We start from the raw sequence: 24,989 nt of genomic DNA, 5'->3' as shown, positions 1-24,989 counted from the left end.
TCCTTTCACTCTTATCCTCTTCCTAAACCATACACCCTTGAAAGAAACTTTGGATTCACTTGAAGATAAAACCCTAGTTTTAATAACTGCATTACAAGAAGTGTTCGCAGGATTCCTTTTCGAAAACGCCTTGAGCTGGTTTGAAGAGGCCTCTGAATCACTTGTACTTTGGTCGCTCGCTTAAGTCGACGAGAGAACTCCAGATCCTCCATCAGAGGAATGGGACGAAAACCACCCAGTTTCTGAAAAACCTCTCTCTTCACGAATATTCCCTGGTCTCCATAAAAGCTTTTAAACCATTTCGCCCTTTGATTCGAACTCCAGGCAATACACTGATAGATAAAACCTTTGGAATCAAAGGTAATTTCAAAACAACCTCCGCCTATGCCTTGTTCCGTCGTTTTTACAATATCGAGAACATAATCCTTCTCCAACTGCGAATCAGCATGTAAGAACCATAAAATCTCTCCGCATGAATTTTCCGCCCCCCGATTCAATTGTCCACCACGTCCTGGAGACATAATAATCACTTGATCTGCATATCGCGAGGCGATCTGGCACGTTGAGTCAGTGCTCCCCCCATCGACGATAATGACTTCTAAGGTGACCCGTTCTTTGTTTTCATGTAAAGTCCGAAGGGTATTTTCAATCACAGCCTCTTCATTTAACGTCGGAATAATGACCGACACTCGGGGTTTGGTTTCCATTGGTACTCTCCCAAAACTCATAGAAAACTCCTGCCGTCATAAAGGTTATTCGTTTACATCCTTTATACCCTATTTTATCCATAATGCTTTGCTTTTTACGCAACTCCGAACACTGAGTTGTGCCAAATGTCTGATTAAATTCTTCGGAAAGCTTGCGGGCGTATTTATTTGAGAGTTTTGTTTCATATCGGTTATCCAGGATACCTAATACCATATGGGCACCAATTAAAGCGCCACAGGTAGACCCGCACCCCATTCCATGTTGAAAGAACCGTCCTGAAGCTATAATCGCTTGATCAAGATTCAACTCCCAAATATCATTGGCTGCAAGCAATATACTCTGACAGCAATTAAAACCTTTACTGAAATAATGGGCGGCTTGCCTCTCTATCGTCGTGAGGAACTCTTTTTTCTCCAACATCTTGTCGTCCTTCCTTTATCCATATCCATCCTCCCCAAAGACTGGAGAAGCTGACAAGTAGTGCAAATAGAATTGAAGCGGTGAGCGCAATAGGACCGGAAATTCCCATAGGAGCAAATAACGCGATATAAGCCCCCTCCCGTACGCCATAGCCATTGATTCCTATGGGGAGCATCGCGGCCACAGAGGTTGCCGGTATGATTACAGCGGCCTGGATAGGATTCAAGTCAGTTACCGAAAGGGCTTTGAATATACACCAATTCACCATCACAACACACATCTGGAAGAGCACAGATCCGATTAACGCATAGAACATTAAACTCGGCTGGTTTCTTAAGCGCATTCCATGAGATATTATTCCTACTAAAAAACTTTGAGCCTTCGGCAAGAAACCCAACCGCTTTTGTAGCCATCCAGTAAAATGAGGAAAAAGAAAAAATGATAGAATAAGAATCCCCACAAACATGACCGCCCCAAAAAATGCTAAAAGATAAGGTATTTGAACTTCAGTCAACAAAATAGCAAGGATTGCTGTAAGACAAAGACCGATTGTCGCTAAAACACGCTCGACAACTACGGAAGTCGTTGAGCCAGCCATTTCCCCGGTGACTTTGCCCACCCAATAAATTCTAAGTCCATCCCCACCAATACTCGAAGGGAGGAAGTTATTTAAAAAAAGTCCTGCCCAATAAGTTTTCCATAAAACCCTTAGAGGAACATGAAGTTGCGAGGCCCTTAAGATGAGCTGCCATTTATAGGCACTTACTCCCACAGAAATAACAACCCATCCTAAAGCCATTGCCATCCATATCCCGTTAACGCGAAGGAGAATTTGAGTGATTTGCTGCCACTCAATGGTACTGAACATCCAGGAAAGCATAAGTATGGAGGCAAGGATTTTTAAGGGGAGTAAAAATCTTTTGAAATTGCTTTGTTCTCTTAAAGTGCTTGCCATACTTCTTGTCCCCCTAAATAAAGAACCCCTCCATTAACGGCTGGAAGGGTTCGAATCGACTTACTTCTCAAGTAACTCACTATAAGGCCAGCCGCTTTGGCCTTTCTCGAGGGTGAACAAACGCGATTCATCAATTCCTTGATCATAAAGATACTGATAGGTACGCTCGGCTCCCCCTTTACCTGCAGGGCAAACAATTACGATGGGATCTTTAGACGCTTTAAGTTGGGGAAGAATTTTAGCGAGCTTCGCTTTCTCTTCCTCTGTTTTTACTGGATAAGCATAGGTTGGGATAACCCCTTTGATATGATGTGCATCATATTCAGCCTCAACTTGGATATCCACGATTTGAAGGGGGGATTTCTTCTCGATTGCCTCTTTCAGTTGATCTGCGCTATAGTATTTCCAATCCTTAATGGCTTTCGGAGCGGGCTGAGCAGTTTGGCTCGCTGCTGCAGATTCTGCAGGTTTATTCTCCGCACTGGTCTTGTTCGCTGTGATACTCGATCCACAGCCTGTTAAAAGGAGAGTTAGTCCTAAGGCTAAAGAAATTGCAACCGTTGAAATCTTTTTCACTCTATTTTCCTCCTATGTCTGTTCATTTACAAAAACAGATTAACAGTTAAATATCATGCTGTCAATAACCATTTATTTATGTTGTCATATTATTTTTTAGTTATAAACATATTTACCGAACCGCCCGTATGAATAATGCTGATCCGCAAATAAATTCAATGAGCTGTTCGATCATCCTTAAATGGGAGTTTAGCAAACCAAAGTGCCAGTGATGAAACCCTAAGCAAAGCTTTCATACAGAAAGGAATTATTCATTAATTTAATTTATAGGTACTTTTTATAACTATTTTCAATCTAAAGAGGATATCCTCAAATATGCCTTGGCACAAAAAATCAGTGAGGCTAAAAGATCGCTAGAAGAACTGAACCAATCATCGATTAATCCTCCACAAAAAATCTCTCAAATTTTATTGATTTTAGGTAAGATATTTGAAGATAATCAACAATTATTTAAATTATATCGTAACCAGTCACTATCACCAATACAACCGCCACATGGTCCGGAGTTTAAAGACCTTTTAGTAAATGTTATTCAGGAAGGGCAGGAAAATGGAGAATTTAGAGTCACTATTCCAATTGAAATAGTGACTGAGATGTTCATGGGCCTGATCCAATCAGCTATAACTAGCCGTTCACAAATCCCTTTCAAGGAAAACCTTAAATACAAATTAGCTTTGTTTCTGGAGGGACTAACGGAGAAAAAATAGCAAGCAATGTTTTTTTACATGCAATTAACCCCTTGCTGTACGCAAAGGGTTAATTGCTTTTTGTATTATAGAACTAATACTTATGACTTCGCTTTCTTCCGGCAGAAGGCCGAAAGTGCCGTCTTGATCCCTGTTTATGCTGGCGTGATGTACTTGGAGCAGTAAACGAATGTGGTGTATTAAAATCCACTAATATTAGCATCAAGAACACAGGAATAGGCATTTCTGAGGAAGATCTCCCTTTGATCTTCGAACGATTTTACCGTGCCGATAAATCCCGAACTCGTGAGACGGGGGGAACTGGGTACAGACCATTTCTTTACTTACAAAACCTAGACTTGTATCATCACTAACTACGACTCAAGTATCCACGCTCTTATCCCATTATCCTTTTCTTCACCACAGGAATTACGATCGGCATGAAGACAATCATGCTCAGAATGAAAACCCAAATCATACCCCCGACCCGGGCCACAGAAGTATAGGCATTTCCGTTCACTAAAGTGATGGCCAGAAAAATAAGGGTTATAGTCAGTGAAAGCGCAATATAAACCACGGAAGCCTGCCTAGCGGCTTTTGATTCTAAATCGTTCATTGTAAGACCTCCTCCCTTAGCGTGCTGTTTGTGGTTGAGGCACTGGGGGCATACTGGTTTTTACCTGTTCCCTCCGAAATGATGGTTGGTAACGCTTTAAGAGAAGCGTGTTAATCGTCACTGATACCGAACTCATAGCCATAAAGAAGGAAGCAAGTTCCGGACTAACTAGAAACCCTGTGAAAGGATACAGGATACCTGCAGCTAAGGGAATTCCCGTGATATTGTACACGAAAGCCCATACCAAGTTCTGTTTGATCTTGCGCATGGTAGCCCGTCCGATTTCAATGGCTCCGACCACATCGCGGATATCGTCCTTGATGAGGATGATGTCGCCTGTTTCTTTGGCAACATCTGTTCCAGATCCAATCGCAATCCCCACGTTGGCCTGAGCTAAGGCTGGGGCATCATTAATCCCATCTCCAACCATGGCCACATTTAGGCCCTTCTCTTGCAACTTAATCACTTCTGCAGCCTTATCTTTGGGCAAGACTTCGGCCAGTACTGTCTTAATCCCCACTTGTCGAGCTATGGCTTCAGCCGTCCGTTGGTTATCTCCGGTAATCATGGCTACTTGTACACCCATCTGTTGCAAGCGCTCTACGGCCACTTTTGCATTTTCTTTCAGGATATCAGCCACTGCGATAATTCCGGCAGCCTTATTATCAACAGCCATTAACATGGCTGTCTTTCCTTCTTCCTCCAACTGCTCCATCTTCTCACTTAGGTTTCCGATATCAATATTTTGTTGCTGCATCAAACGACGGTTTCCTAACAAGATTATCTGTCCTTGATAGGTCGCCCGCACACCGTGTCCAGGTATAGCTTCAAAATCATCGGCATCTCCAACCGACAATCCTTCTCCCTTAGCCCCCCGTACGATAGCTTCACCTAAAGGGTGCTCAGACGGTTTTTCAGTGACCGCTGCTAGCGCGAGAATATCATCCCGATCAAAGCCCTCTGTCGCAAACACGTCAGTTACCGAGGGTTCTCCTTTCGTCAGAGTACCGGTCTTATCGAAAACAACTGCATTAAGCTTGCTGCTCGCTTCGACGGCATCAGCCCCTTTGAATAGAATACCGTTTTCAGCACCCTTACCCGTACCTGCCATAATGGCACTGGGTGTAGCCAAGCCGAGAGCGCACGGGCAAGAAATAATCAAGGTCGTCACTGACAAGAGAAGTGCAAAACCAAAGACACCGACTTCTGCTAAGCTATAGGGTGAGAGTATAAACTGGCTTGTTGGTGTGAAGAAAGCCCCGTAACCGATAAAGAACCAGAAGAAGAAGACGATCAAAGCGAGGATATGCACTCCAGCGATAAAATGGCCTGCTACAAAATCGGCTAATTTTTGGATGGGCGCCTTGGAAGCCTGAGCGTCTTCCACCATTTTTATGATTTGGGCCAAAGCAGTTTCGCTACCAACCCTTGTTGCTTTGAATTTAAACGAACCCGTCTTGTTAATCGTGGCACCTGTGACTTGGGACCCAGCTCGTTTTTCCACTGGCATACTTTCTCCAGTGATCATCGCTTCATCGACTGCTGAATAACCTTCCGTAACTTCACCGTCTACGGGTATGCTCTCCCCTGGTCGCACAACCACGATATCCCCGATCTTCACCTCATCGGCGGCGATCTCTACTTCTTCACCACTACGGATTACTCGAGCGGTTTTAGCCTGTAAACTCATCAGATTGCGAATTGCCTCCGAAGTCCGACCCCGGGTGAGCGCTTCCATAAAGCGACCTAAAACGATGAACGCCGTAAGTAAAGCGGCTGACTCGAAAAAGGTCGCTCCCCGTCCGCCGAAGCCGGCATCGGGCCAGAAGGTATTGATTGTCGCAATAATATAGGCAGCACCAATCCCGGTTGCATAGAGTAAATTCATATCCGTTGCGCCACGTTTTAATCCGTTCCAGCTGTGTTTAAAAAACTGCCACCCGGGTATAAAGGCTATTGGTGTGGTCAAGGCCCAAAGGACATACACGTTACCTAAAAACTCTGGGACAAAATAAGGAAAGATCCACATATCTCGGAACATGCCAATCATCACCAACATGGCCAAAGGCCAAGCAATCCACATATTGCGAGTTTGGAACCGGAATTCCTTTTGCCGCGCCTCTTTCTCCCGGTCTAAAGCTTCTTGACCTGTCACCTTTTCGCTAACCTCATATCCCAAGGCTTGGATCTCTTTTTTGATCCGAGTTTTATCCACAGCACCGGGATAAAACTTTACCTTAGCTGACTCGGCCGGTAAATTAACGACAACAGAGGTTACTCCTGGCATTCCCTTAACGGCCTTCTCAACTTTAGCAACACAAGCTGCACAACTCATACCCCGCACAGTGAGCAAAACTTCCTCCTCCGGCACTTCGTAACCGATGTCTTGAATCATTTTTACCATCTGGGGTACTCCTGCCTGATTACTCTCATAAGTCACAGCAGCTTTGCCTGAAAGCAAATTGACATGAACTTCTTGCACACCGGTCATGGTTTTTAAGGTCTTTTCAACTTTTGCCACACAAGCTGCACAACTCATACCCTGTACCGGTAAACTTACCTGTGCAAGATGTTCGTTTCTTATCGTTTCACTCATAACTTGTACCTCCAATCAACCATCTGATTTCAGATTCCTTTCGCTTTATATTATCTACCAAAGATTATCTCAACATCCGGAACACCGTTTTTAAGACTTCATCCACTACCGCAGTGTCACCGCTTTCCAACCGTTCCCTTACGCATGATTTCATGTGCTTTTCCAAAAGCAACTTCGAGACCCCGTCGAGGGCAGATTGGGCCGAGGCTATCTGATTCAGGACGTCATCACAATAAGTTTGACGCTCGATCATTCCTTTAATGCCCCGTATTTGACCCTCGATTCGGTTCATCCGGGCGACAAGCTGTCGGATTGTCTTTTCGTCATGATGGCTCCTAGGTTTGCCTCCTTCTTGGTTCAGATCCTTGCAATCAATAGAAATATCTTTTACCGGATTATTCATTCACTCACCACCAATTCGAATATACTATAGAGGGGTACCCTATTTGCCTTAACAAAAAAAAATGCTCAAACTCACTCGTGGATTAATCTTATGTCTTACAATAATCCCCAAATACGATAAACTCATGAATTAGTTGTGAATTTCTTGTGAAGAGACCCTAATTTGACAGAATGGATGTGTCAGTATGAGCGGAAGTTTTAGACCCTAAGAACATTAATGTCCGTGGATATCTTTCTGTTGTTGCGTCTGCTGCTGTTGCTGAGATGGTGGTATGACGGCTGATATCGCTTGCGGCAAGGATGTAATAACCAAAATAATCGAGATAATAGAAGATATAAGATACACCCACGCAGCAGGACGGTCATAACTCCACTTACGTTTTGCAACACGTATAAACCACGCCGAAATAACAAGGGAAACTAGTAGAAAGATAATCTTTGTTGACGGAGATAGAGATAATAGACCTGAGCTTAGAGTGGTTAGACCCAATGCGATCAAAAGAGTATGAACCCAGTGGTGCGAAGACGCTATAATTGCAAACAGAACTGAACCAATTGCTTTGATTATGCCTCTCTTCTTTTTTACGTCCTGAACTACTTCGCTTTTGCTCATATGTGACCTCCTTAGCAACTTCTACATCCTCAGTGTAACTCTCTGATTCGAGGATCTCATGAAAAAGTTGTGAATTTCTCATGAAGCCCCCATTGAAACAGTTATAGGGGGGATATCCCTCATGTCTAAAAGGCCCAGACCCTTAATACGGTCTGAGCCTTTTATTAGCCTAAGCTAAGATTATTCGGCTTCATGAAGATTTATCTTCCCATTCTTCCCATGGACCCCATCCTGTTCTGGCTGCTTGATTTTTGGGCAGGCTGTTGAGAAGCGTTAGCATTGTTCGAATTGTTTGTTCCGGCCATTCCTTGTATGTGTTTGGGATTATTCACCTGGCCATTTCTTTGGGTATTCATTGGCATATTTTGCATTTGGTCATCCATAGGCATATTCTGCATTTGAGCATTTTCGGACATGTTTTGCATCTGAGGATCGGTCACCATGTTTTGCATTTGGTTATTCATGGTAGGGTTGGAACTCATCATTTGATCGTAGACATCTGTCTGGGAGGGAACTGTTTGATCTGGCTGAGTGGTTTCTACCTTCTCCACTTCCGTGCTTGTTACATCATTGTTATCCATATAGGCCTGTGCGTACGTAGTCTTTGGATGCATATTGGTTGTATTGCTGCCAATTGTAGTAGCATTTACAGCCCCCGCTAATCCCAATACCATAGCCATTGATAGTGTAACCATTAAAGCTTTGTTCTTCATCATAATTCATTCAAATCCTTTCAAAATACATCTATTGGTGTTTGCTTGATAGATCTAATACGGATCCAATTTGAGATTCTTTCAATCTAGCGATCACCTCCTGGATCACCAATATATTCGTCCACCTGTTTAATTATCGAGGGGTAGGTTAAGAAATTCTATGATAAGCATTTTTCACAGGGTACCCCCTGAAATTTCCGATACTTATACGAAAATCTATTAAATGGAGAGGTTTAAGTGTCAAACGATTCAGCTACTAAGAATTAAGCTAGAATATGCCAAAATTAGAGGGAATACTGAAATAAAACGAGAATAATATGTAAAGGAGGATGAGGATGAGCATATTCAAACTAGGTTTATTCGGTGGAATGACGGGCATTGGTATTATGTACGCGTTGATTATTCATAAAATCTCAATGTCACTTTTTAATAGTCTATTAGTTCAGAGTATTATATTGGGTCTCGGATTCGGAATGTTAAATTTTCTATTTGCACACTGGTATTTCTACAAATACACTGAACTTAAAAATCATTCAGAGACGTTGAAGTCCCAGCTTGTTATTGACAATCTAACGGGTTTGTATAATCGCAGGGCGTTTAATTTAGAATTAGAAAAGATAGATGTACCGATTTATTCTGTGATTTTTATCGACGTTGATAATTTTCGTGTTTTTAATAATCAATATGGCCATAAAATAGGGGATACAGTTCTTCGTAAAGTCAGTCAAACAATCAAAAGAACAGTACGAACCGAGGATATAGCCTACCGATATGGCGGAGAGGAAATTGTGGTTTTACTAAAGAATTGCCCTAAAGTAATTGCTAAGGAAATTGCTGAAAATATACGCACCCGAGTTAGTGAATTAAATAATAACCTATATCCACAGATAACAATTTCTCTAGGGGTAGCAAGTTGTCCAACAGATGGAGAATCTGTACAGGATGTAATCGAGAAATCGGATGCTGCATTATTGCTTGCGAAAAATTCAGGAAAAAACTGTACGGTGTGTTTTTGATTTTACAGATTGATAGACAGAATCAATTTAAGTTGAAGGGGCAGTCTCAAATTATAGAAACTAAAATCCGTTTCTATTTTGAGACTGCCCTTATTTTGTGTCAATAACTAAATACCTATCTATAGACAAATATTCATAGTTATAGTATCCTTGATTGTATATTTATATCCAAGTAATTTGCTATGTTTAGGGGGTATTATTTTGAATAAAGTATGGACAACTGACTATAATGAACTCAACGACTTTGAAAAGCTAAAGCTAGTAAATGATGGCTTAGATATTGTTGAAAGACTTCCGAAGTACCAAAAATCCGGATTTGAATCCATTGATCTTAAAGAACGTAATCTCTTAAAATGGGCAGGAGTCAATGTTCAAAAACCACGGAATGCAGGATATTTTCTAATGAGAGTGAAAATCCCCAGTGGAGTTATGAATTCTGATCAAGCCCGTGTCTTAGCAACAATCGCCAAAGATTATGGTCGAGGAATTCTCGATTTGACAACTCGTCAGGCATTCCAGTTTCATTGGCTCACGATAGAAACTATCCCTATGGTTATGAAGATCTTGAATAAAGTTGACTTGCAAACCATCGGGTCCGAAGGAGACTGTCCACGAACAATTATAGGGAATCCACTTGCGGGAATAGATCCTAATGAAACAATCGATACTCGGGAGCTTGTACAGGAGGTTTCCGAATTTTTTCAGGGAAACAGAGAGTTTTCAAATCTCCCGAGAAAGTTCAAAATTTCGATTTCAGCAAATGTTTATAACGTTGGGCATGCTGAGATCAACGATTTAGCATTCACACCGGCGATTAAAAAAGATGGCAAAAATGAACGTTACGGATTTCATGTTTATGTGGGCGGAGGTTTATCAGCACAACCCTATCTTGCCCAGAAGTTGAATCTATTTGTACATCCTGGTGAAGTGTTAAAAGTTTCAATTGCTGTTACAACTCTTTTTAGAGATTATGGTTATAGAAAGAATCGTCGACACGCGAGGCTTAAATTTCTCTTGGCGGATTGGGGAAAAGCTAAGTTTGAAACTGAACTTTTGAAACTAACTGGCCCTCTTGAAACAGCTGGAATTGACTTAACTCGTGGCTGGAATGCTGGGTATTTTTACGGTGTTCATCCTCAAAAACAATCAGAGCTCAACTATGTGGGGTTATCCGTACCTCTAGGTCGGTTATCTGCTGAAGATCTACTTGAAGTTGCGGAATGTGCCGATAAGTACGGAGATGGTTCCATTCGGACGTGTCTTTCGAAAAATCTAGTACTTGCTAATATACCAACTGAAAATATAGCGGCCCTCCTAGCGGAAAAGATTATCCGGCGTTTTACACCATATCCAAAGCCCTTTGTGGGATACACGGTTTCGTGTACTGGAAAGGAATTCTGTACTTTGGCTTTAGTCGAAACAAAAGAGTTTGCCTTGAGATTGGCACAAACTCTTGATAAAAAGGTTAAGTTAGATACTCCACTTCGAATCCATGTAAATGGCTGTCCTAATTCCTGTGGGCATTTACAAATTGCTGATATTGGATTAAGAGGTACGATAGAGAAGCTGAATGGTGAGGCCGTCGAGAAATTCGAACTATCCATTGGAGGAAGCCTCGGAATGAGTACAGGATTTGCAACCACGCTCCAAGGCGTGATCCCCTCCGACAGAGTTCACCAAGTTCTAGAGGACTTTATCAACTTTTACAAAACTCAAAGACATTTCCAAGAGTCATTCAATGATTTTGTTTCAAGGCTCGGAACTGAAACCTTTCAGGAACTTCTTAATCCCTATATAGAATCCCCAAGCAAATTAGCTTGTTTTTAGGTAGTACCCACTAGAGTTCACTAGCAATGATGATTCTGATGCTACTCAATGCATTTGTATTTCCAACATTATTGGAGCAACAGGTCACCCAGGTTACTACAGTACCTCTCTTAACCAAGTAGAACGTGGAGCTGTGAGTAAGGCTATACGATTTTCCCATGAAAAAGTTGTGAATTTCTCATGAAGATGGGATATAACGAAACTAATTTCGCTACATCCCATCTTCATAATGAGGAATTAAAATTCAAAACCATCATAAATTCCAACAAGGAACAACAAAAAGAAAAATGGCTTTCTCTTATGCAATAAAAGAGAGCCATTTTTCTCAACGATATCTATAACTTATGCGTAAATGGTGATGTTTACTCTATTAATTACTCGGGTAGAAACGTTGCGCAGTCAGTCATTTCAGTGCTCTTTGCATTTGGGGATTGAACTTCAATTTTATCTGCATGGCAATGATCCCCTGAACCATAATAATGGCATGTATTTACGATACATTTGATCCCACTGTTAGGTTGAGCCATTTTTTGAGCGCGTCCAGTCATGTAAACATTCCTCTTTTGTTTTTAAGTTCTATAGTATTTTGGTCTAACGAAAATGATTTTATGAATTTAATTTATGTATCCTTCTTACCACTAAAAAACACGTTATTCAGTATGAGGGTCCGGCAGCAAATGACACTCCCAGCAATTCGGTTTTACAGCAGCGTAATTATGACATGAAACACAAAATTGCTCCGACGTTTTTACTCCTGGTTTATAATGACAGTTCAAGCACGTTTGAAAGCTAAGTCTGTATTCTTTCCCTTTACTATTAATATACTCCGTTTTGCCCTCACGCACGCCTTCTTCTCTCCATTGGTACAGAAGTTTCATATGATTAGCCTTCATAAATTCCGTTGACTCAATACACTCCTTAACCTCTAGTTGCCGGATAGCTGGAGTATCCAAATTTATGACAGGCCCCTTGTTAGATTTCCCTAAATTATAAAAGAGAGGAATGCTCAGTAAAGCAACAACGAATATAAGCCCCGCAATTATTCTTCTTCCTTTGAACAATATCCAATACCCTCCTTTTGAGGTGGAGATGCCTTAGCCCATAACTCAAATTTCATACAGAACCTAGTACCACGTCTCTTTTAGCCACTCACTTTTGACATATTATCTCTAAATGTGTGATTTATTATGTAAAATGATTTGATCCAAGGATCGGCATAGCCTTAAGAGTTAACATAAAAGCGACTAAGGATTGACTCCTCAGCCGCTTTTTATATGTTTACGGTACTTACTTAAACCTTCTGTATAGACAAAAGGGGAATTACTTTAATAACCTCATTATTTAACTTCAATCGATCGAATAATTGGTCCCTGCCAATTCTGTAACCAGACTTGCCCCGTATATCCATTTACATCAAGTTCCGCATAATCCTTGTCATCTTTTTGAACCATAAATTCATAATACCCCGGTGCTAGTTCGGGTTTTCCGATCGAGTATCCTTGTCCCATTTTGGTTACGAACTCTTGAGCGTTATTAGTAGCCTGTTCTTCGCTAACTGTAACGGCTCCATCGTTTCCCCAATTCATATGTCCATATTTTGTGTTCCACATAATATTTGGCCCCATGTCAGTTATGATCCGTCCCCCATTCTTGAAAACCATAACTTCGTAGGCTTTAGCCCCTGTCCTTCCCTCATTAAACTCTACCCCATAAACATTTGAAAATTCATGGAGCTGGGAAATAACAAGGTCCTGGTTAATCTTCTGTGCGTAAGCTTTTGCAATTGCCACGGCTTGATCAGATGAGGCAACTTCACCGTTGGTGAGATCAACTCCCAGGCTTTTAGCGTCATAGCCTCCACCCATCATGCCATAACCACCCTGCCCCCCCATCATACCGTAGCCACCCTGGCCCCCCATCATGCCGTAGCCACCCTGGCCCCCCATCATGCCGTAGCCACCCTGGCCCCCCATTATGCCGTAGCCACCCTGGCCCCCCATTATGCCGTAGCCACCGCCATATCCGTTAACACCCTGGGCCCCCATCATGCCGTAGCTACCACTATATCCATCTAATTCAGGAGTAGAAACAGAATCCGGGTTATTATTTGTGGAAGAAAGCGTTAATGTTGAGAGCTGAGGAGTAGTTTCTTGAATCTGAGTTGTTGCCACCACCGGTACATAACCGAGGGTCTGTCCTACAGATTTTGCTGCAACCGAGCCTGAATTTAGTGCAAACGCCGTACCCGAAAGCGCCACTAAGCTTACAATTGAGAGTCCTACGATCCATTTTGTCTTTTTCATATCTTTACCTCCTTAAAGTTTACCCAAGACCACTTTCAAAGCAGCCTTGTCTTCATGGCTCAAAGTATATTGGATCAATTCGATTATGCTGTGAATGAGTTGTGAATTTCTTATGAAGAAGGAGAGCCAGACTGAGTTTATTAATCCACTAATTCACAAGAAATTCATAGGTCTTTCATAGGAAGTTCATAAAGAAATGGTACCTTGAGCTAGTTGGGTGACAACTTGCAACAACGAAAGGAGCTGTCATTGTTAATGAAAAAACTAATTAGCTTAGCTATTCTTGGTGCTTTTCTAATGCTGGCACCTGCCCAAACAGTTCAGGCTGCAGTGGGGGATACCTTATTAAGGTTTGGATCAAATACTCAAGCAGCAGTAAAAGCTTTCCAAACTGCTCAAACCTTGAGCTCAGATGGAATCGTTGGTCCAATTACTGGTAAGCAACTCAACTCTCTTTATATTACTAAAGACGGCCAGTCGAATAATACCCAACCCCGTCAAGAGAAGGTAAATGCTATTATCTCTACTGCAAAAAAGTATATGGGTGTTCCATATTTATGGGGTGGCCTTCAATAACCTCCAGCCGGGGGACTTAGTCTTCTTTTCCATGGCAAAAAACGGGAATGTCGACCATGATGGCATCTATATAGGAAACGGTCAGTTTATCAACTCTTCCAGTTCTAAAGGTGTTACCGTTTACAATCTTGGTCCCTACTGGAAATCTGTATACGTTGGCGCCAAGCGAGTATTTTAGTCATTTTAGGCAAGATTGACTGGCTTTTTAAACTTAGCGAGATGTCTAAGAGGCTCAGACCCTTAATAATGGTCTGAGCCTTCTTTTATCCTAAGCAGGGGTAGGCAGGAAAATTTCCATTAACTTTTTCATCGGGTACCCCCCAAAATTACCGATAAGTATACGAAAACAATCTATTAAGTGGAGGGGTTGAAGTGCCAGAACTAACGATTCAGCAATCTTTACTACTAGCGAAAAAAGGAAACGTACTAATTAGAGAGGAATTTATACAAAATCACAAACCATTTATTGTAAAAGTTAGCTCCCAACTCTGTAAACGCTATCTGACTTGGGGACATGATGAGGAGTTAAGCATTGCTCTACTTGCTTTTAATGAAGCTATAGACGGTTATAAACCTGACCAGAAAGCGTCTTTCTACAGTTTTTCCAAAACAGTTATTGCAAGACGACTGATAGACTACTTTCGCAAAGAGTCTAAACATCAAGTACTCTCTCTTACTCCATTGGAGGCTGAGGAAGATAATCTCTATGACTATGAGTCAGCATCGTCGTTTAAACACTATAAGGAGGAAGAACAAAATAGTAATTTTTCCGAAACTGTAAAAATCTACACGACAGTTTTAGCCGAGTATGGAATAAAATTGGAAGACTTAGTGGAAGTTTCCCCGAAGCATAGAGACAGCAAGGCTACTCTCTGGAGAGTAGCCCAAGAGCTTTGTGAGCACCCAAATTTATTAATGCAACTAACTAAAACTAAGCTTTTACCTCTCAAAGAGTTGGAACTCTTAACAGGCGTGAAGCGAAAGGTTCTAGAAAGAGGCAGGAAATATCTAATCGCGACAGCTTTAATCCTATCAGACCCCGAATTCGTGTCTTTAAAAGGGTTTACACAGGTAGATTCTATAGTCAAAGAGAGGAGTTAGCCATAATGAAAAAAACGACTGGCATTGTCATGAAGATATCAAAAAAAGTCACCATTCTTTATACTGAAAGTGGTGACTATTTAGAAATTAAAACGCCGAAGGCTACTCCTACCCTGGGGCAGGTTCTTGATATCGAGCTACCTGTTCATAAACCTTTAAGTCATAGACTCATCAAATTTGGTTCAATCGCTGCAATTCTACTACTCGCCTTGTCTCTAAGTGTCTTCAACTTAGTCTCAGGAGCTAATAATGCTGTAGCAGCTGTTGTGCTGGATATGGATTCTAGTATGGAATTATTAATTGACGGAAATGCAAAAGTTCTTAAGGTAATTGATGAAACTCAGGACTCACCATCGAACTTACAACTTCAAGGGATGGACATTTACACTGCAGTAGACTTGATTATTGATAAAGCGAATGAACATGGAGTCTTTAATCAAGCAAATACCCTGATTCTAACTAGTGTTATACCCGTAGGAGACCAACCATTAGATGTTATCGATCAGACCAGACTCCGAGAATCTATAGAGCGCCATATGCTTGAAGAGAACATTTCTGCATACATGATGGTTAGTAGAACAGATGAAGATACCCGTAAAGCGGCTCAAAGTCTTGGAATGAGTGTGAATCAGTATCAGATTTACAAGCGGATTCAGGAGAAGGGCTTGATTGTAACTGCAGATGGTTCTAATCCTAAGGATGCCCTTCATATGTTGGCTGAGGCAAATACAACCTTAACCACACTTTTCCCGACAGAAAGCATGGCTATTTCTCACCAAGTCGGGATGCAAGAGGAGATGCCCGACTCAATGGGAAATCCGATGATCGGTGAGAATACTCATTCAAATGATTCCTCCAATTCAGGAGGATCAAATCAAAGCTTACTCAACAATGATTCAATATCCTCAGGATACACTATGCCTGGCAGCCAACATAAAAGCAGTAATTCTTCAGAATCTATGCCAATACCCATGCAAAGTAACCCAGATAACTCAGATGGCTTAAGAGAACATCAAATGAAGCGTTAAGTACTGTGCATTGACAAAGTCAACTAATAACGCCCATGTTTAACAATGTTCTGTATTGAAATAAAAGGCAGAGACGCTATGCTCCCTTAGTGAAAACTAGATCGAAATAATCAATAAGAGTGATTTCTCAAGTACTCGGCCGAACATGGAGGAAGATATCAAAAAGAGGATGCTCTTGTGAGACATCCTCTTGCCTGCACCTGGGCCCGCTGCCTTACAGTCTCTCCGCTATTTTCCCGATAAAACCGCTAACCTCACTCTTATACTTTTCATGAGCTTCCGGGTCCGCCGGAGCCAGCTTAGTCAGTTCCTTCAGCAACTCTTCGAATTCTTTGGCGATATTGTTGTAGAGAAAGCTGACTTTGTTGGCGGACAACTTGATCCGGGTGGCTTTGATATCCTTTTCCAGGGCGGCGATTTTCCCAGCTGAAGCCTCGCCCTCCTTGGCTGAGTCCAGTTTCTCCTGTAAAGTCTTGATGGTTAACTCTTTCGTGTGGATGGCCGCTTGGAGACCTGAGGCCTGTTTTCTCAACTCATCCCGCTCATAGGTTATTTCCGTGACTGCACCCTGGTTGGCGGTCAGAGTATTTTGAAGCTCCGCTTTTTCGTTAAGGGCCTGGTCCCTTTCCTGGACTGCCTGTTTAAGCTCCCGGGTCGACATACTCGCCACATCATGCTCTGCCATAAAGGACTCCCGTTCCTCCTCGGGAATTCCCAGAAGGATAATCGCCTGAGTGTAGCTCAAATTCGGAATCGATTCCGAATTTGAACTGTCCTGTCCGGCGGTGAGCTTGGCCTCATACTCTTCAAAGAGGCGCATGAGTTTATTGGCCGTGCTTTGAGAGTAACTCACCGAGTTCTCCAGCCACTTCCCCCATTCTCCATGATTGACCATGGATTTGGCCTCCGTCAGGCGCCGTCCGATCTCGACGGAGCTGTAAAGCAGCATTCTGCCGGTCTGATCTTTAATACTGTTAATTTCGGCCGCGATAATCTGCGGCGTCCGCTCGCTTATTCCCTTCGCCATGATCTTCGAGCTCCTCTGCTTATTCATAAGCTTTTCCGGAGGAAAAGCTCCCATAAGAGAAGATGGATTTGAACAACCTTACTCATAGCCTATGTGTTCAAGCCCTCACTTGTGAGAAAATAATGGCAAGACCATAAAGTGCATAGGCACTTTACGGTTTTGCCATTATTTTGTCATAAATACCCTGGACAAGGGTAACCCCTGCCGGACAAGGTGCATATGATAAGAAGGACAAACCAAGGCTTGACCAGTGAAATCCAGAATAAGGGAGGATTATAAATGCCTATCATTTCGTCAGGGGTGGAAACCGAGATGGTTGTCCGTTATCAGATCGGTATGACTGCCGACGGTTCCCCGGTTTTCCGGCAAAAAAGCTTTTCCGGGCTGAAGATGGACGTGTCCGATGAGGATCTTTACGAAGTAGCAACCACATTATTCGATTTGCTGGAATACCCGTTGGTATCCGTAACCCGGAATAACCGCTTTGACCTGGCTCAGGAATAGATCCCTGTTCAATCGATCATACGAGGAGAGGGGGTATTGGTATGGCAAATACTCAGAAGACCCTTCGGCTGACCTTTGTTACAACATTGGGGAGCACATTTACCCTTACGCTGCCGGCACCACGGGCAGACCTGACCGCAGCGGAAGCTGAGGCCGCTATGGACCTCATCATTTCAAAAAATATGTTTGTCACCACCGGCGGCGAATTGATCGGCAAAAAAGATATAAAAATAACGGATTCAACAACAACCGATTTGTATGATCCGCCCATATATTAAAGCCTGCCAGAGGGGAAATGCCTCACCTGCCGATGGCTGTTGATTTTGCGGCCCAAGGGCCGCTCTTATGGATAAAAACCTGGCCCGGCTCCAAACATGGCAGTTCAAATTCGGAATCGATTCCGAATTTGAGCAGAAACCAGGCAGTGATCCTCCTAAGCTAATGCTTAAAAAATTCTTCTGCTTTATTCGGGTGGATCTCGAAGACCGCTGTCGATGGGCAGACGGTTCAGTACAACAAAAGATTCATCTATGAACATCATAAATCCCTAAATAGTCGCAAAACAATTAATATTGTAGAAAAGCAGGAAATTCAGAATTCTTAGCGAACTTTATTTATTGAGAAGAAGGAGGAAATGAGATATCGTAAAATGAGGTTAAGACAAAGAAATGTAATCCTTCGGTAGCGAGATACTAAACTTGCGAAGGTGCCCTTACATATTCATCTAAAAAGGAGAGAAGCTTATGAGAGGAAGATATTATGTAATTGATAACCGAAACAAGAAATTAAATGGGAACTTTAAGGCCGCCGTAAGAGAAACTGCTGATATCATTTATTTAAGGACATGGTACGACTATAGTGCTGCAAAAGAAGACCAAGAAGATGGTAAAAGAGCGATTATTTCGGTGAGCATAATCATCGCATTTTTATTCTTCTATACTTTTATTGTTATGGTTTCAAATTATAATTAAATAAAATCTTCATCTTCCAAGGCTTTCATTTATAACAAATCTAGAGTAACTGCTATTAAACGCCGAAATCATTCAGAAATGAACTGATTTCGGCGTTTAATGTTGTCTACACTGCCGCCCGAACATTCACGACTTGATTCTGTTCCAGTCAACCTCTAAAACATTAAAGGACAATTCCGTTTCTTTACCCAATTCTTTGTAACTTCTTCACATTTACTAATAATAAAAAAACCTGCAAAACCAAATGGTTAAGCAGGTTTAAGGCAATACAGCACAATAAATAACTAGCCTTAATTAATCAATAGTTTTTATCAGCGTAACCAACCCAGCCGCCTTCTTTAACAAGTGTCTTGTCAAACTCGCCGACTTTGAAATCAATTTCTTCTGATTGATCTGATGAAGTTACAATGATCTTCTCTTTATCAATGTCAATTGCTATTGAAGTCTCTTTCCCCGCGAAGTTTTCAAAAAGATATTCGATCTTATCTTTAGGTAATTCAATGGCAAACATACCGCAATTATACATATTCTGTCTGAATATTCTTGCGAAACTTTCAGCAATCACTACATTGATTCCATTTACTTCAAACGCCCATGGAGCATGCTCTCTGGAAGAACCACAACCAAAATTCGCTCTTGTTACAAGCACAGCTTTGTCTTTAATATCTTCTTTAGTGTTAAATCCGGCGAGAGACAAATCCTCTAATAAATATGGTTTCAATGCCTCTTTAGTGATTTCAGTAAGATACTTTGCCGGAATGATTTCATCGGTATTGATATCACTTCTATCCAAGAATAAGACTTTTCCGCTAAATTCTTTCATTTTTCCCTCCGATACTTACGCTTTATAAAATTGTGAATTGGTTATTTTTCCTACAATAGCTGAAGCTGCAGCAGTAGCAGGACTCATCAGATGAACCGTACCGCCTTTTCCCATTCTGCCATTAAAATTTCGGTTTGTTGTAGAAGCACAGGATTCACCATTAGCAAGAACCCCATTACTCATGCCAAGACAAGCCCCGCATGTTGGGTTTGTAACGCAGAAACCAGCGTTCTGGAAAATCTCAATTATTCCTTCTTTTAAGGCCATGGAGTAAATATCCGGAGTTGCAGGGCTCACAATTGCACGAACATCATCACTTATTTTTTTATCCTTGAGGATACTTGCAGCAATCCTCAGATCTTCTATACGACCATTGGTACAACTTCCTATATAAACCTGATCAATTTTTGTATCTGCCATTTCATTGACTGTTTTTACCTGGTCTGGTTTGAACCCGAAAGTTACCATTGGTTCTAAATTAGTAACATCATATTCATACACTTTTTCATAGGACGCATCCGCATCGGAAATCCATTTTGAGTATTCTTTCAAAGCATCTTCCCTTGTGCTAAATTCGTCTTTAATGAATTCCCATAGGTATTCCACTGTTGTCATATCCGGATAGCATATTCCACAAGTGCCTCCGGCTTCAATTGCCATATTACATAATGTCATACGTGATTCCATTGACATTGCATCGATAACCGGTCCGGTAAATTCTATGACCATGTTAGTTGCACCATTAACCGTCAGTTTTTTAATAATAAAAAGTATCAAGTCTTTGGCATAAACCCCTGGTTTTAAGGTGCCATTAAGCACAAATTTAATGGTTTTCGGAAAATGAAAGGCACATACACCTTTAAATATACCTACTTCAAGGTCAGTGGTTCCGACACCTGCAGCAAAAGCTCCAAACGCTCCATGAGTACATGTGTGCGAATCCCCCATGATAACTGTATAACCCGGTCTTACAAATCCTTTTTCCGGGAATATTGCATGACAAACACCATTTCTTCCAATGTCAAAAAAGTCTTTGATACCATGCCTTTTAGCCCAATCGCGCAGTATCTTTCCTTGTTCAGCAGTTTTAGAATCTTTTGCAGGTGTTACATGGTCTATGACAGCTTTTATCTTTGTGGGATCGAAGACCCTGTCCATTCCCCTTGCCATTAGATCTGTGATAGCAATCGGTGTGGTAATCTCGTGACAGAAAACCCTATCCAATTTTAATACATGGGTATCAGGAAACGGCATGTTTACCCTGTGTGCATCAAATATTTTCTCAGCTATTGTTTTTCCCATTTTCTTCTCCTTGTTATCTTAAAAATAATTTTTTGCTGATTATTTAAACCTTCTATTCCCATTCTATAATAAATCCTTGCAGTATAAAAGGGATATTTTTAACAACATATTAAATCCTGCTCTCAAAGCATCTTTTTCGTGTATGATATGCAACAATTTATTGTCCGTTTCTTGTCACGTCATTCCTTGTTTTGAAGTACCTGTCTACTTTCTTTGCAAGTTCCTTCAAATCTTCATCAATCTAGGAGATGAAATCAACGAACATTCATCGGACATGCTGAATAGAATAGTTTATATCAAGAACCTTCTCATCTTATTGGATCCTATATATGGGGAGGTGACGTAGAATGTTTTTAATTGGACTCTTAGGATTTTTGGCGTTTATAGTCGCATTATTACTGTTAATTTCTCCATGGTTATGGCCCGTCGGACAAATCCCTGTACCTGCACCAGTAGCAGGTTAAAGAAACTGGCCTAGGTTTAACGCCTAGGCCTTTTACATTGGAATTCCTCCTGTAGGGAACTTGAACCTCCTGTGACAAGAATACTTGACAGGCATATTGCCAAACTCGAAGCTAGAACTTTCCTATTAAATATGAAGTCCCCCTCCAGCTTTATTATACATAAAGCAAAATTACAAGAATAGCGCCTATCTATGATTTATCCATGATGAACTTGGACATGCTAGACCTGCAACACTAAACGATATGTAAGCCAGATGGAAATGTATGATAGAATCTGCGATTTGAAGAGTAGGCATGAGTTAAGCAACATGGGCTACTCGATTCGCAACCTCTTTAAATATTTTTAATTAACAGGGGTTTTTCTTTTTATGTCGAATTTTGTTAGTTGGACATAAAATACCAAATCTTTTTTCATTAAGGGGGTGATATTATGAGTTATCAAATCGATGGCGCCGTTGTTAAGGAGCAGGATATTACTTTTGCTATTGTGGTAGTTAAACCTCATATAATCAAGAGCAGCGTTGAGACTCAAGCAGCAAGAGATGCTTATCGTCATATTTTTCCTGGTATGCCAATCATCTTAATGGGCGAAAACGCGGAAGGAAAACCTGCTTATTATGGGCGAAAAGATATCGTCAAATTTCTTGCAAAGGTAGATCCCCACAGAATTCCATGGAAGCGTTATATAATTACTTGATAAGTTCAGACCCTAGCAGTCATATTTTATAGCCTCCTCAGAGAAACTATTGTTACTTAAAATTACATGCAAAGCCCCTGATCATTACGATCAGGGGCTTTGCGTTTGCTTTTTGTGTCTAAATAACCAAGAACACTCAATTGAAATGTAAACGATATCCCATGTTTTTAATCAGGTCGTCATGCCGATCTTTTATTCTTCCAATAACATCCAACGGACATGCTGAATAGAATGCATAAGGAACCATCTCAATCTTAGAGAATCTAAAATAGAGGAGTGAGGTATATGATTCTAACTGCATTAATCACAATTATTATCTTATTGTTAATCATCATATGGGAACTGTTAGCAATACTCCAAAGACCGCCTAGCCCACCCATCCCACCTAAACCACCAAAATCGCCCAACTTAATAAACCTGTAACCGTTTAGCCTAGGTATAAATACCTAGGCCTTCTTTCTGACTAATTGAAGTCTCATATATTACAATCCATCCATTTAGCTGTATTAATTATTTCCTCAAGGACAGAAATCAAGGGAACTTAGTTACTTTGTCCAAGGTAACATACACAGTATTAATCTTTGCTGACATCTTTTAACCCCCAAACGTTGATTGGAAACTCGTCCAAAAGAATTCCATCAAGGTATACTTCTGATCTATATTCTCCATTGACACCTAAGATTGTGTTCCTTAAATTCATGTCAAAAAAAACGCCCAGTAATTCTTGAGGTAAGTTATTGATATTACGTTGAGGTGGAATTGTAATATTATCCCCAGAATCAACGATCACCAGCGAGTCTGGCTTAGGCCCAATAAATTTATACTTAATACAATGCTCTACGCTAGTATCAAGATCAATAATACCAACGCCAATTACAAACGAAAATTGGCAAGGAATCAATGGAGGGGTTAAAACATTTAATGGATTAATCAGATGAACTCTCGGTCCATTAGGATTCATTTCATTCAAGTGTTCTTGCGCGTATATAAACGTGGTAACACGAGCCACAGTTTTCAACTCCCCTCTTTATATGATTAGATTATTACATACCCTTGTCCAAAAACATGTCGAAAATTGGCTGAACATTATAAATTCAAAAGGCCCTCTCAGGGGTTCACCCCCTCCAAGAACCTTCAAAGGACATGCTGAATAGCATGTATTGAGACTCATCTGAACGAATACAAAAGGAGTGAAATGTATGCTGACCGCATTAATAATCATTATTGTTCTATTATTAATAATCATCTTGGAACTGCAAGGACTCAGAAGACCACCAGCTCCACCACCAAAACCATGCAGATACTATTAACGATTAGCTTTGAATTTTAGCCTAGGTATAATAACCTAGGCCCTCTTTCTATTTATAAACCTAAGAACATTTAGGGACATGCCGAATAGTATATAAAAGGACTTCTCCTTCTTATGGGAATCTAAATAAGGTGGTGAAGTGAATGCTTTTAGGTCTTTTACGTGTCATAGTAGCATTGTGGAGAATTATTACTCGATTGCTCGGATTCATTGGAAAAATCACTGTACCTGCACCCGCGAATTCTTAAAGGTTTGGGCCTGGGCATTTATGCCTGGGCTTTCTTCGTACTGGTCTCCAGACTCTAAATTATCTCGCTTAGCCTGATCTGAACATTAATGGACATGCTGAATAGTATACAGCAAAAGCCCTCCTGCTCCTCCTCTCATTTGATCAGTGCCTTATATTCCTGCATCCTCAATTAAGCCACATTTCCGTACGAAAATGTGGCAAGCGCCTGCAATGTCCTATTACGGGGTTAATTCACTTGACTGTGTTTATTACTGTAACTAACTGATTAAAGATGTAGCTTGACATTAGCTTATACCCCTTGTCATTTGGATGAAGTCCATCTATCAAATAGTCTGTTAAGGTGACTTGATCTTGTGGAAATACACTCCATACATCTAATAAGTGCGATTCAGTCTTAGCAGATACATTAATAATTGTTGTTCTGATGCCTAGAAATAATGATTCGTCTGCAGAAACCATTGGAGGTTCAACGATGCAAAATATATCCGCATCAGGCGCTTTGCTTTTAATGTCATAGATTAACTGCGTATATTTTTCACTGAACTGATCTGGCGTGTCAAAGTTTCTATCTATTCTTCCTGTGCAAATAAAGACAGCGTCTGTAGTATTTACTATCTCTGTTGCTCTCGTTAAACTATAATCTATGAGATGTCCTGAAGAAGCCTTGTTGTTCCAGACTATGTCATTTGAGTATTTGTTGGATAAAGACGTTTTAAGCTCAGAATTCCATCCAGTTGTTGCTGGATCCGAAGCCCCTTGACTGACTGCAATTGAGTCCCCAAGGATCACGGCGTTTACTGTACCGCTTTTTAGCCTGCTAATACCCGTTAAGGTATAAACTTCAGTAGCTGTTGGAGTGGCCATAGCTAACAGCAGTGTTGCAGATAATAAAAATATAATTATCTTCTTCATGGCTCTTACTCTCTTTCTTCATTCCAGATACTACACCTTATTTTATTACTTTATCTTTACTTTCAAAGTGTTTGCTGATTAATCCGTCTTGCATAGTCTTCTACTGTTTTCTAATTATATCTTCAAAAATCCATTTCATGCAGGCAAAAATATTATAATAGTATCAATTATTATTCATTAACCTCTGAAACAGGGGTTATCTTTTATTTCAAGAGATTGGAATACACACGTAGATTACTAGATTCTTATAGAAGTGCCTAATAAGAATTTCGTGCGTAAAGTCCTATTCAAATATGACTAACGACATATGCTCATATTATCCTTTCTCTTGTAAACTGTAGGAAAAAGTTGAAAGGGGTTTTATGAGCAATGTATGTAAAAGCAACCAAACTTGGTACTTTACTAACCACTCAAATGTTGGGTGAAAAAGAAGAGACTCCTTCTTCGGTAGGTGATTGCATCACTCGAAAAATGACACCTGACGATTGGGAGAAATATGGTCCATTAAATTTGAGCGAAAGTAAAATCATTAAGAAATCTAAAACTTTTAATAGGGGTTCATCTCACGTCCGACCGTAAGAATGCGGTCGGCTT

General features: G+C 40.9%; 30 protein-coding genes and 1 pseudogene. 14 read left to right on the top strand and 17 right to left on the bottom strand.

The genetic code is table 11. The features are described 5' to 3' along the window. Nucleotides 1-11: 11 nt before the first annotated feature. Genes M8E35_RS11385 through M8E35_RS26710 form a run of 4 tightly spaced genes read right to left on the bottom strand, consistent with a single transcriptional unit; the run spans nt 12 to nt 2,659 of the window. Nucleotides 12-707, bottom strand: coding sequence for a TIGR04283 family arsenosugar biosynthesis glycosyltransferase (locus M8E35_RS11385; protein WP_252469138.1), 696 nt, complete (start codon nt 705-707; stop codon nt 12-14). Next, nucleotides 661-1,128: a C-GCAxxG-C-C family protein gene (locus tag M8E35_RS11380; RefSeq protein WP_252469136.1), complete on the bottom strand. Its 468-nt coding sequence runs from the start codon at nt 1,126-1,128 to the stop codon at nt 661-663. The genes M8E35_RS11385 and M8E35_RS11380 overlap by 47 nt, the downstream gene beginning before the upstream one ends. Further along, nucleotides 1,067-2,083 (bottom strand): lysylphosphatidylglycerol synthase transmembrane domain-containing protein, encoded by a 1,017-nt coding sequence (locus tag M8E35_RS11375; protein ID WP_252469134.1) that lies wholly within the window; start codon nt 2,081-2,083, stop codon nt 1,067-1,069. The genes M8E35_RS11380 and M8E35_RS11375 overlap by 62 nt, the downstream gene beginning before the upstream one ends. A 60-nt stretch (nt 2,084-2,143) precedes the next feature. Further along, nucleotides 2,144-2,659 (bottom strand): rhodanese-like domain-containing protein, encoded by a 516-nt coding sequence (locus tag M8E35_RS26710; protein WP_252469132.1) that lies wholly within the window; start codon nt 2,657-2,659, stop codon nt 2,144-2,146. 320 nt (nt 2,660-2,979) lie between these two features. On the opposite strand from M8E35_RS26710, the gene M8E35_RS11365 reads away from it, so the two are divergent. Then, complete coding sequence (locus M8E35_RS11365) at nt 2,980-3,366, top strand: hypothetical protein (RefSeq protein WP_252469130.1); 387 nt, start codon at nt 2,980-2,982, stop codon at nt 3,364-3,366. Between the two features lie 194 nt (nt 3,367-3,560). Further along, nucleotides 3,561-3,671, top strand: a pseudogene (locus M8E35_RS11360) (ATP-binding protein); the annotation flags it as partial. Between the two features lie 71 nt (nt 3,672-3,742). On the opposite strand, the gene M8E35_RS11355 reads toward M8E35_RS11360, so the two are convergent. The 5 genes from M8E35_RS11355 to M8E35_RS11335 all read right to left on the bottom strand — a co-directional run bounded on the left by M8E35_RS11355 (nt 3,743) and on the right by M8E35_RS11335 (nt 8,288). Further along, nucleotides 3,743-3,961, bottom strand: coding sequence for a hypothetical protein (locus tag M8E35_RS11355; protein ID WP_252469128.1), 219 nt, complete (start codon nt 3,959-3,961; stop codon nt 3,743-3,745). Nucleotides 3,962-3,977: 16 nt separating this feature from the next. Further along, a complete protein-coding gene (locus M8E35_RS11350) occupies nt 3,978-6,557 on the bottom strand; it encodes a heavy metal translocating P-type ATPase (RefSeq protein WP_252469126.1) in 2,580 nt (859 codons plus the stop codon). 64 nt (nt 6,558-6,621) lie between these two features. Continuing rightward, entirely contained in the window at nt 6,622-6,960 is a 339-nt protein-coding gene (locus M8E35_RS11345) for a metal-sensitive transcriptional regulator (RefSeq protein ID WP_252469125.1), read from the bottom strand. A 213-nt stretch (nt 6,961-7,173) separates the two neighbouring features. Next, the gene (locus tag M8E35_RS11340; RefSeq protein ID WP_252469123.1) at nt 7,174-7,572 is read right to left on the bottom strand and encodes a hypothetical protein; all 399 of its coding nucleotides are present in this window, start codon (nt 7,570-7,572) and stop codon (nt 7,174-7,176) included. A gap of 200 nt (nt 7,573-7,772) precedes the next feature. Beyond that, nucleotides 7,773-8,288, bottom strand: coding sequence for a hypothetical protein (locus M8E35_RS11335; protein WP_252469121.1), 516 nt, complete (start codon nt 8,286-8,288; stop codon nt 7,773-7,775). A gap of 332 nt (nt 8,289-8,620) precedes the next feature. Here M8E35_RS11335 and M8E35_RS11330 point away from each other — a divergent pair, with 332 nt between their 5' ends. Next, nucleotides 8,621-9,301, top strand: coding sequence for a GGDEF domain-containing protein (locus tag M8E35_RS11330; protein ID WP_252469119.1), 681 nt, complete (start codon nt 8,621-8,623; stop codon nt 9,299-9,301). A gap of 201 nt (nt 9,302-9,502) precedes the next feature. Beyond that, a complete protein-coding gene (locus tag M8E35_RS11325; RefSeq protein WP_252469117.1) occupies nt 9,503-11,128 on the top strand; it encodes a nitrite/sulfite reductase in 1,626 nt (541 codons plus the stop codon). A gap of 374 nt (nt 11,129-11,502) precedes the next feature. Here M8E35_RS11325 and M8E35_RS11320 read toward each other — a convergent pair whose 3' ends face one another. The 3 genes from M8E35_RS11320 to M8E35_RS11310 all read right to left on the bottom strand — a co-directional run bounded on the left by M8E35_RS11320 (nt 11,503) and on the right by M8E35_RS11310 (nt 13,431). Then, nucleotides 11,503-11,676 (bottom strand): DUF1540 domain-containing protein, encoded by a 174-nt coding sequence (locus M8E35_RS11320; protein WP_252469115.1) that lies wholly within the window; start codon nt 11,674-11,676, stop codon nt 11,503-11,505. Between the two features lie 102 nt (nt 11,677-11,778). Next, nucleotides 11,779-12,189 carry a sulfate reduction electron transfer complex DsrMKJOP subunit DsrJ gene (dsrJ, locus tag M8E35_RS11315; RefSeq protein WP_252469113.1) on the bottom strand — a complete coding sequence of 137 codons (411 nt, stop codon included), beginning with the start codon at nt 12,187-12,189 and terminating at the stop codon, nt 11,779-11,781. Nucleotides 12,190-12,465: 276 nt separating this feature from the next. After that, nucleotides 12,466-13,431, bottom strand: a complete 966-nt coding sequence (locus M8E35_RS11310; protein WP_252469111.1) for a PepSY domain-containing protein — start codon at nt 13,429-13,431, stop codon at nt 12,466-12,468. A gap of 255 nt (nt 13,432-13,686) precedes the next feature. On the opposite strand from M8E35_RS11310, the gene M8E35_RS26905 reads away from it, so the two are divergent. From M8E35_RS26905 to M8E35_RS11295, 4 genes are all read left to right on the top strand, one after another. Continuing rightward, nucleotides 13,687-14,007, top strand: a complete 321-nt coding sequence (locus tag M8E35_RS26905) for a C40 family peptidase (protein ID WP_373887438.1) — start codon at nt 13,687-13,689, stop codon at nt 14,005-14,007. After that, on the top strand, nt 13,943-14,185 hold the full coding sequence (locus tag M8E35_RS26900) for a C40 family peptidase (protein WP_373887437.1): 243 nt from the start codon (nt 13,943-13,945) through the stop codon (nt 14,183-14,185). Before M8E35_RS26905 ends, M8E35_RS26900 begins: the two co-directional genes overlap by 65 nt. A 194-nt stretch (nt 14,186-14,379) precedes the next feature. Continuing rightward, on the top strand, nt 14,380-15,108 hold the full coding sequence (gene sigI, locus M8E35_RS11300; RefSeq protein WP_252469109.1) for an RNA polymerase sigma-I factor: 729 nt from the start codon (nt 14,380-14,382) through the stop codon (nt 15,106-15,108). Between the two features lie 5 nt (nt 15,109-15,113). Further along, complete coding sequence (locus M8E35_RS11295) at nt 15,114-16,136, top strand: anti-sigma factor domain-containing protein (RefSeq protein ID WP_252469107.1); 1,023 nt, start codon at nt 15,114-15,116, stop codon at nt 16,134-16,136. A gap of 214 nt (nt 16,137-16,350) precedes the next feature. Here M8E35_RS11295 and M8E35_RS11290 read toward each other — a convergent pair whose 3' ends face one another. Then, the gene (locus tag M8E35_RS11290) at nt 16,351-17,163 is read right to left on the bottom strand and encodes a DUF3102 domain-containing protein (RefSeq protein WP_309446459.1); all 813 of its coding nucleotides are present in this window, start codon (nt 17,161-17,163) and stop codon (nt 16,351-16,353) included. A gap of 279 nt (nt 17,164-17,442) precedes the next feature. Between M8E35_RS11290 and M8E35_RS11285 the strand changes: the two genes are divergently transcribed. The 4 genes from M8E35_RS11285 (at nt 17,443) to M8E35_RS11270 (ending at nt 18,638) form a co-directional block, all read left to right on the top strand. Further along, complete coding sequence (locus M8E35_RS11285) at nt 17,443-17,667, top strand: DUF1659 domain-containing protein (protein WP_252469103.1); 225 nt, start codon at nt 17,443-17,445, stop codon at nt 17,665-17,667. 41 nt (nt 17,668-17,708) lie between these two features. Beyond that, a complete protein-coding gene (locus M8E35_RS11280) occupies nt 17,709-17,945 on the top strand; it encodes a DUF2922 domain-containing protein (protein ID WP_252469101.1) in 237 nt (78 codons plus the stop codon). Between the two features lie 67 nt (nt 17,946-18,012). Continuing rightward, nucleotides 18,013-18,201, top strand: coding sequence for a hypothetical protein (locus M8E35_RS11275; RefSeq protein ID WP_252469099.1), 189 nt, complete (start codon nt 18,013-18,015; stop codon nt 18,199-18,201). Between the two features lie 209 nt (nt 18,202-18,410). Continuing rightward, entirely contained in the window at nt 18,411-18,638 is a 228-nt protein-coding gene (locus M8E35_RS11270; protein ID WP_252469098.1) for a hypothetical protein, read from the top strand. A gap of 298 nt (nt 18,639-18,936) precedes the next feature. On the opposite strand, the gene M8E35_RS11265 is transcribed toward M8E35_RS11270, so the two are convergent. Together M8E35_RS11265 and M8E35_RS11260 are read right to left on the bottom strand one after the other, a co-directional pair. Further along, nucleotides 18,937-19,461, bottom strand: a complete 525-nt coding sequence (locus M8E35_RS11265; RefSeq protein WP_252469097.1) for a 3-isopropylmalate dehydratase small subunit — start codon at nt 19,459-19,461, stop codon at nt 18,937-18,939. A gap of 15 nt (nt 19,462-19,476) precedes the next feature. After that, nucleotides 19,477-20,763, bottom strand: coding sequence for a 3-isopropylmalate dehydratase large subunit (locus M8E35_RS11260; protein ID WP_252469095.1), 1,287 nt, complete (start codon nt 20,761-20,763; stop codon nt 19,477-19,479). An 894-nt stretch (nt 20,764-21,657) separates the two neighbouring features. Between M8E35_RS11260 and M8E35_RS11255 the strand changes: the two genes are divergently transcribed. Then, the gene (locus M8E35_RS11255; RefSeq protein WP_229250748.1) at nt 21,658-21,924 is read left to right on the top strand and encodes a hypothetical protein; all 267 of its coding nucleotides are present in this window, start codon (nt 21,658-21,660) and stop codon (nt 21,922-21,924) included. A 574-nt stretch (nt 21,925-22,498) separates the two neighbouring features. On the opposite strand, the gene M8E35_RS11250 is transcribed toward M8E35_RS11255, so the two are convergent. After that, entirely contained in the window at nt 22,499-22,933 is a 435-nt protein-coding gene (locus M8E35_RS11250; RefSeq protein WP_252469093.1) for a hypothetical protein, read from the bottom strand. Nucleotides 22,934-23,714: 781 nt separating this feature from the next. After that, nucleotides 23,715-24,395, bottom strand: coding sequence for an SGNH/GDSL hydrolase family protein (locus M8E35_RS11245; RefSeq protein WP_252469091.1), 681 nt, complete (start codon nt 24,393-24,395; stop codon nt 23,715-23,717). 369 nt (nt 24,396-24,764) lie between these two features. Between M8E35_RS11245 and M8E35_RS11240 the strand changes: the two genes are divergently transcribed. Further along, nucleotides 24,765-24,974, top strand: coding sequence for a hypothetical protein (locus tag M8E35_RS11240; protein WP_252469089.1), 210 nt, complete (start codon nt 24,765-24,767; stop codon nt 24,972-24,974). Nucleotides 24,975-24,989: the final 15 nt, after the last annotated feature.

Source organism: Desulfosporosinus nitroreducens, from assembly GCF_023897015.1.
Lineage (GTDB): Bacteria > Bacillota > Desulfitobacteriia > Desulfitobacteriales > Desulfitobacteriaceae > Desulfosporosinus > Desulfosporosinus nitroreducens.
This window is presented reverse-complemented; position numbering and strand designations above follow the sequence as displayed.